Origin of the sequence: uncultured Ruminococcus sp. (genome assembly GCF_934476685.1) — a bacterium.
GTDB lineage: Bacteria > Bacillota > Clostridia > Oscillospirales > Ruminococcaceae > Hominimerdicola.
The window spans coordinates 246,850-253,688 of record NZ_CAKSNX010000003.1 but is presented as its reverse complement, the minus strand read 5'-3'; the positions used below and the strand labels follow the sequence as shown (position 1 = coordinate 253,688).

Here is a 6,839-nt window from a genome sequence, read left to right as displayed (position 1 = left end):
GCTTTCACCTTTTGAAGCGTCACTTTTACTAAATCTCCCTTCTGAACTTTGGTGACATTTTATATTGCAATTTTCAACCCCGTCTGGGAAGACAAAAAACTATTGTAAAATGTGAAATTGTGTGTTATAATAGTATGGTATAGTTCTGCAACTAAAAATAAACTGAAAGAGGTTATGCTATTATGACAAACAGTTACGAAAGCCCGTTCTGCACAAGATATGCCAGCAAGGAAATGCAGTATATCTTCTCCGCAGATAAAAAATTCACTACATGGAGAAAACTCTGGGTCGCTCTCGCAAGAGCTGAAATGAAACTTGGTCTTCCTGTTACTCAGGAGCAGGTGGACGAGCTTGAGGCTAACGTTGATAATATCGACTATGCCGTTGCGGCTGAGCGTGAAAAGCTTGTCCGCCACGATGTTATGGCTCATGTCTATACCTACGGTCAGGTATGCCCTAAGGCGGCAGGTATAATCCACCTCGGCGCTACCAGCTGCTACGTCGGCGATAATACAGACGTTATTATAATGAGAGATGCCCTTAAAGTTGTCAAGAGAAAACTCGTTAAGGTCATCGACCAGCTCGCTCAGTTCGCCGATAAGTATAAGGCTATGCCTTGCCTCGCCTATACACACCTCCAGCCTGCACAGCTTACGACTGTCGGCAAGAGAGCAACACTCTGGTGCAACGAGCTGCTTATGGATCTTGAGGATCTTGATTTCAGACTCGCTAACCTCAAACTCTTAGGCTCAAAGGGTACAACAGGTACTCAGGCTTCATTTATGGAGCTTTTCGAGGGCGATACAGATAAAATAAAGCAGCTTGAAAAAATGATAGCTGAGGAAATGGGATTTGACGCAGTAGTCCCTGTTTCAGGTCAGACATATTCAAGAAAAATGGATTATCAGGTTTGCTCAGTTCTGGCTGGTATCGCACAGTCTGCAAGCAAGTTCTCAAATGATATCAGAATACTCCAGTCATTCAAGGAGATCGAAGAGCCTTTCGAGAAAAATCAGATCGGTTCTTCCGCTATGGCTTATAAGAGAAATCCTATGAGAGATGAAAGAATAACATCTCTTGCAAGATACGTTATGTGCGACGTACTCAACCCTGCATTCACAGCAGGTACACAGTGGTTCGAGAGAACTCTGGACGACTCCGCTAATAAGAGAATTTCCGTTGCCGAAGCCTTCCTCGGTGTTGACGCTATCCTTAATATCATGCTCAACGTAACAGATCCTGATAACGGTCTTGTTGTATATGATAAGATCATCAGAAGAAGAGTTATGGCTGAACTTCCGTTTATGGCAACTGAAAATATCATGATGGACGCTGTTAAGAAGGGCGGAAACAGACAGGAACTTCACGAGAGAATAAGAGAATATTCAATGATCGCAGGAGCAAATGTAAAGAAAGAGGGACTTGACAATAACCTCTGCGAGCTTATACTCAATGACCCTATGTTCATGATAAATAAAGAAGAAATGGACGCTATCATGAAGCCTGAGAACTTCATCGGAAGATGCCCTCAGCAGGTCGATGAGTTCATCGAAAACTGCGTAAAGCCTGTTATAGAGGCAAACGGAGTTTCCGACGACGTGGCTGAGATAAACGTTTAATAATGACAGCAAAGGATCTTCACGCTGTCCATTTTATAGAAACCGAAAGACTGTATCTGCGCAGACTTACCGAGGGGGACTTTAAAAATCTCTGTACCATATTAAAGGACGAAAAAGCCATGTATGCATATGAACACGCCTTTTCAGATGAAGAGGTGAAAGCGTGGCTTGATAAGCAGCTGCTTAGATATCAGATCTACGGCTGCGGTCTTTGGGCGGTCATATTGAAAGAAACTGGCGAGTTCGTCGGTCAGTGCGGTCTGACTGTTCAGCCTACCGACAGGGAAAAGGTGCTGGAGATAGGGTATCTTTTCAGACGTGACTGCTGGAACAATGGTTATGCCACCGAGGCAGCGGCAGCCTGCAAAAGGTTCGCCTTTGAAAAACTGGGCGCAAAGGAAGTCTATTCGATAGTAAGGGATACGAACCTTGCGTCAAGACGTGTCGCCGAAAAGAACGGTATGACCATAAAATATTCATTCGTAAAGCACTATTACGGAAAAGATATGCCGCATTTTGCATACAGCGTGACAAACAGCAGCGAAACGGAAAGAGCATAGCCGATATGGAAAAATACGAAAAAACAGATATAACAAAATTACAAAAGGGCGCAGCAGAGGTGTTTATGCGGACGGTCAATGCCATGCGGAATGCAGACGGTCAGCTCCACCCCCAGTCGCTCATATGCGCCTTGGGTTCTCTGGCAGGTTATGCCTGTCAGCAGGACGTAAGGGATATCTATATGAAACAGAAAGGCTTTCCGGAGGATAAGGTCTTTACAGTCATGCAGGATAAGCAGGGGAGAAGATTTTTCTTCGGCGACCTGCTGAACGAACCTCTTGTAAACGAGAGATATTCCGTCTGGTCGCTCATAGGCGGTGCGCTCCGCAATGCAGGGGCAGCCATGCCTGATGTGAACGACATTTTCAGATATGTTTCCTACGTTGTGGGAGGGGAGCAGTTCGGAAAAGTCCGCAGCTGCGAAACAGGCGACGATATGCAGACCTATGTGAAACAGCTCTGGCAGCCGCTTTACAGCATAGCGAAAAATTATGCTCAGGAGGGCGAACTGCATATACTTTTCGGCATAGCACTGCAAAAAGCAGCCGCAGGCTGCCGCAGCAGTCTTAATATGACCGAGGTAGGCAGGATAGCTATGGAAAGCGCAGTTTCAATGTCAAAAATAGATATGAGATAATATTAAAATATCAAATATAGCAAAAAATAAAAACAGGGTAAACTATAAGGGGTAAAACAAAATGAATATAAGAAGATCTGCGGCTGTGCTTGCCGCTGTTATGCTTGCAGGGCTTTGTGCCTGCGGCAAAGTGACAGGGGACAGTGCAGGAAGCAATGAAAGCCAAAAAAGTGCAGTAAGCGCTGCCGAAAGTTCACAGACACAAAGTCAGCAGGAGAAAACTGAGGAAAGCTCGCAGGCGGAAGATGCCTTGCAGGAAAAATCAGTTGTCCTAGACAGCTTTACCGAGGATAACGGAGCATTCGTTTCGGTAAAAATGAGCGGACTGACTTCGGGCAGGCTCGCCCTTGCACAGTATTCAAGGAACGTCCTGCATAACGGCGTTGTGGGGAAGGTCGGCGTGCCTTTCGTGGCAATGTTCGATACGCTGGAGAATGGAAAATTAACGGTAACTGTTGACCGTGATAATATCAATGATGTGCCTCTGAGAAACCTTATTCTGCTCTATTATAATGAAGAGGACAACAACTATGAGGAGATATGGTGTGAGGCTGACGAGGAAAACAACAGCGTTACAGCCAATATAACCCATGACGGAGTTTATGTCCTTGCGGACTGGTATCAGTGGGGCGCAGCGTGGGGAGTTGACGTGAGCGACTATGCCTATGCTCACGATGATGTGCATTACGGCGATACGATCGGCGAAAGGACCCGCCTGCCGTTTTCGGTAGTCATACCTTATACATATGACGGCTTTGACCACGAGGAAAACTATCCGATGGATAAATATGACTTTGACGTATTTTACAGGATAGTGGGAAATGTGCAATACGGCAATGTGGATATAGCCTATGTCAAGCCGAAGGAAACCATGAAGGCGGAGGATTTCTATGAGCTGATGAAAACATCTCTGACGAAGGATTTCGACTGGTGGGAAGAGGTCAAGTCGCAGGAGAACGTGACTTCCGCAGACGGTACAGAGGGTATAAAATTCGTGGTGAGCCATAAGTATGTGTCGGGAGATGATACATATACCATAGACGATGATATAGTATTTTTCCCTGACGACAGCGGAAATTATTTCTGCATTATCTTCAATTACTCTGAAAAAAGCGAGTATGCACAGACTTATGAGAAGATCTTATCAAGCTTTACTGTCAAGCATTAAAATACAGCACGATCTGTAATAATTATACAGGCGTAAATAAAGGCAGCACCGCATGGGATATGCCTGACGGTGATGCTTTAAATATTTGAAAGGAACTGATAAAAAATGAAAATCGAAACACAGTGCCTGCATGAGGGGTATACACCAAAAAACGGAGAACCAAGAGTTGTTCCGATAGTACAAAGCACTACATATGTGTATGATTCCACAAACGAGGTAGCAGAGGTTTTTGACGATCCGACAAAGAGCCTTATATATTCACGTTTTGAGAACCCGACTACAGACGCAGTTGAAAAGAAGATAGCTGCGCTTGAGGGCGGCGCCGCTGCAATGTGTACATCTTCGGGACAGGCAGCTACCCTCTGTTCCATACTCAACATCTGCGAGGCAGGGGACAGCTTTGTATCCTCCACATCAATTTACGGCGGAACGATAAACCTTTTCAGCATCACTCTGAAAAAGTTGGGAATAGAGTGCATCTATGTTGATCCCGACTGCACAGAAGAGGAGCTTATGGCTGCTTTCAAGCCTAACACAAAGCTTGTTTTCGGCGAAACTATCGCAAACCCTGCACTTACTGTCCTCGATATCGAGAAGTTCGCTAAGGCTGCTCACGCTAACGGAGTTCCGCTTATCGTTGACAATACCTTTGCAACACCATATCTTTGCAGACCTATCGAGTGGGGCGCAGATATCGTTATACATTCCACATCAAAGTATATGGACGGCCACGCTGTACAGGTAGGCGGCGTTATCGTCGATTCGGGCAAGTTCGACTGGACGCAGGGCAAGTTCCCATGTATGACAGAGCCGGACGAAAGCTATCACGGCATAGTTTATACCGAAAAATATCCTTTCGCACCTTATATCGTAAAGGCGAGGATGCAGCTTATGAGAGATTTCGGCTGCTATCCTGCCGCAAATTCATCATTCCTGCTCAACCTCGGACTTGAAACTCTTCCTGTAAGAATGAAGCAGTATGTTGAAAACGCAAAGATAGTTGCAGAGTATCTCGACAAGAACGAAAACGTTGAGTCTGTATTCTATCCTGGACTTGAGGGCAATAAGTATTATCATCTTGTGAAGAAGTATCTGCCGCTGGGCTGTTCGGGAGTTATTTCATTCTCTATCAAGGGCGGAAGAGATACCGCAGTAAAGTTTATGGATAATCTTAAGCTTGCGTCAAATGAAGTACACGTTGCAGATATAAGGACCTGCGTACTTCACCCTGCCTCCGCAACACACAGACAGCTCACAGATGAGCAGCTTGTCGCAGCAGGAATAGACGGCGGAATGATAAGACTTTCAGTAGGTCTTGAAAATGTTGAGGATATCCTTGATGATCTGAAGCAGGCTTTCGCAGCACTGTAAAGCATATTTTCACATATTCGGAGCGTGGACAAAAACAAGCGTCTGCGCTCTTTTTTTGTTAATAAATATACAACTATATGAAACGAGTTTTGCTATATGAAAATTGCACAAAATAAAATGCATAAATTTGTGAAAGAATTTCCTTGAAAATTGTGTACAAAACACAAAAAATGTGCTATAATATATACAGCACAAAGATAATAAGTATATTCAGAAAGGAGTGTTGTGCTATGAAATCAATCATTACTATCAGCCGAGAATTTGGCAGCGGAGGACGTGAGATTGGTAAGATCTTAGCAGAACAGCTTGACATTCCTTTTTATGATAAGGAACTGCTTGAGATCGCATCAAAGGAAAGCGGTATCTGTCAGGAGCTTTTTGTAAAGCATGACGAGTCTTATACAAACAGCTTTCTGTATTCGCTGGTAATGGGAAATTACCCTGTTACTGCCGACGGCAGGATAAATCCTGATATGCCTCTCAACCACAGGATATTCCTTGCACAGTTCGATACTATCAAGAGCCTTGCGGAAAAAGGTCCTTGCGTTATTGTCGGAAGATGTGCAGATTATGTCCTGAAAAATTTCCCTAACGTTATCAATTTCTTTATTTCGGGAAATACTGCCGATAAAAAGGCAAGAATCCTTGAAAGATATGATATAGAAAAGAATAAGGCTGAGGACTTTATCAAAAAGACCGATAAGCGCAGAGCGTCCTATTATAACTATTATACCGATATGAAGTGGGGCGAGGCTAAGAATTATGACCTCTGCATCAATTCATCGAAAACAGGTGTTGAGGGTGCTGTAAGACTTATGAAGGACTATATCACCATTAAAGAGGGCAACGAAAGCAAGTAGTTTGTCTGCTCAAAAAAGATTATTTCCATTTTAATTCATTTTACTTTCCTTACTACGAAAAGAGGTCGGATCTTGTGTCCGACTTCTTTTTGCTTTATAAACCTTTTGATCTGTCTTTTGGCACAAAAAAACAGCAGCAGATAAATTTCTGCTGCCGTCTGATATCATTTTTAGGATCACTCCTCAGTTTCTGCTTCCTCTGCATCTGCAGCAGGAGCTTCTGCTGTGTCAACATCTTCCACAGGCTCTTCTACCTTATCAAGATCTTCCTCCGGAGTTGTTTCCTCAGCAGGCTCTTCGTCAGCCTTTTCAGCGTTATCGGAACACTCGTCGCAGCCGCAGTCGCAGCAGTCGTCGAAATCTTCGTCAAGGTCTTCGTAATCGTAATCTTCAAGCTCCTTATGCTTCTTGAAAGCGAGAATTGCAGCAACACCTGCAGCAATAGTGCCGACAGCCAGCAGAGCCTTTAATAATTTTCCCATTTTGAACACTCCGTTTCTTGTAAATTTGTCTAAATCTTATGATTAGATTGTTTATAGTATACCATAGTCTGTGCAAAAAATCAAGTATTCTTATGAAAAAACTTTGACTTTTCGTCAATATGCTCAAAAAGCCGAGCAATA

Annotated in this window: 7 protein-coding genes; 6 read left to right on the top strand and 1 reads right to left on the bottom strand. The window is 43.9% G+C overall.

Annotated features, from left to right (window positions below):
- Positions 1–182: 182 nt before the first annotated feature.
- From purB to Q0E19_RS05555, 6 genes are all read left to right on the top strand, one after another.
- On the top strand, positions 183–1,619 hold the full coding sequence (gene purB / locus Q0E19_RS05580) for an adenylosuccinate lyase (protein ID WP_294408074.1): 1,437 nt from the start codon (positions 183–185) through the stop codon (positions 1,617–1,619).
- A gap of 2 nt (positions 1,620–1,621) precedes the next feature.
- Complete coding sequence (locus tag Q0E19_RS05575; RefSeq protein WP_294408073.1) at positions 1,622–2,179, top strand: GNAT family N-acetyltransferase; 558 nt, start codon at positions 1,622–1,624, stop codon at positions 2,177–2,179.
- A gap of 5 nt (positions 2,180–2,184) precedes the next feature.
- Positions 2,185–2,817: a hypothetical protein gene (locus tag Q0E19_RS05570; protein WP_294408071.1), complete on the top strand. Its 633-nt coding sequence runs from the start codon at positions 2,185–2,187 to the stop codon at positions 2,815–2,817.
- A 61-nt stretch (positions 2,818–2,878) separates the two neighbouring features.
- Complete coding sequence (locus Q0E19_RS05565) at positions 2,879–3,985, top strand: hypothetical protein (protein WP_294408069.1); 1,107 nt, start codon at positions 2,879–2,881, stop codon at positions 3,983–3,985.
- Between the two features lie 105 nt (positions 3,986–4,090).
- Positions 4,091–5,356, top strand: coding sequence for a PLP-dependent transferase (locus tag Q0E19_RS05560; RefSeq protein WP_294408067.1), 1,266 nt, complete (start codon positions 4,091–4,093; stop codon positions 5,354–5,356).
- A gap of 230 nt (positions 5,357–5,586) precedes the next feature.
- Positions 5,587–6,216, top strand: coding sequence for a cytidylate kinase-like family protein (locus Q0E19_RS05555; protein ID WP_294408066.1), 630 nt, complete (start codon positions 5,587–5,589; stop codon positions 6,214–6,216).
- A gap of 176 nt (positions 6,217–6,392) precedes the next feature.
- On the opposite strand, the gene Q0E19_RS05550 is transcribed toward Q0E19_RS05555, so the two are convergent.
- Positions 6,393–6,698, bottom strand: a complete 306-nt coding sequence (locus Q0E19_RS05550) for a hypothetical protein (RefSeq protein WP_294408065.1) — start codon at positions 6,696–6,698, stop codon at positions 6,393–6,395.
- Positions 6,699–6,839 lie beyond the last annotated feature (141 nt).

What these genes read in the sequence shown, in the direction of transcription:
- purB (WP_294408074.1), top strand. Translation starts at nt 183, where the DNA reads ATGACAAACAGTTACGAAAGCCCGTTCTGCACAAGATATGCCAGCAAG.
- Q0E19_RS05575 (WP_294408073.1), top strand. Translation starts at nt 1,622, where the DNA reads ATGACAGCAAAGGATCTTCACGCTGTCCATTTTATAGAAACCGAAAGA.
- Q0E19_RS05570 (WP_294408071.1), top strand. Translation starts at nt 2,185, where the DNA reads ATGGAAAAATACGAAAAAACAGATATAACAAAATTACAAAAGGGCGCA.
- Q0E19_RS05565 (WP_294408069.1), top strand. Translation starts at nt 2,879, where the DNA reads ATGAATATAAGAAGATCTGCGGCTGTGCTTGCCGCTGTTATGCTTGCA.
- Q0E19_RS05560 (WP_294408067.1), top strand. Translation starts at nt 4,091, where the DNA reads ATGAAAATCGAAACACAGTGCCTGCATGAGGGGTATACACCAAAAAAC.
- Q0E19_RS05555 (WP_294408066.1), top strand. Translation starts at nt 5,587, where the DNA reads ATGAAATCAATCATTACTATCAGCCGAGAATTTGGCAGCGGAGGACGT.
- Q0E19_RS05550 (WP_294408065.1), bottom strand. Translation starts at nt 6,698, where the DNA reads ATGGGAAAATTATTAAAGGCTCTGCTGGCTGTCGGCACTATTGCTGCA.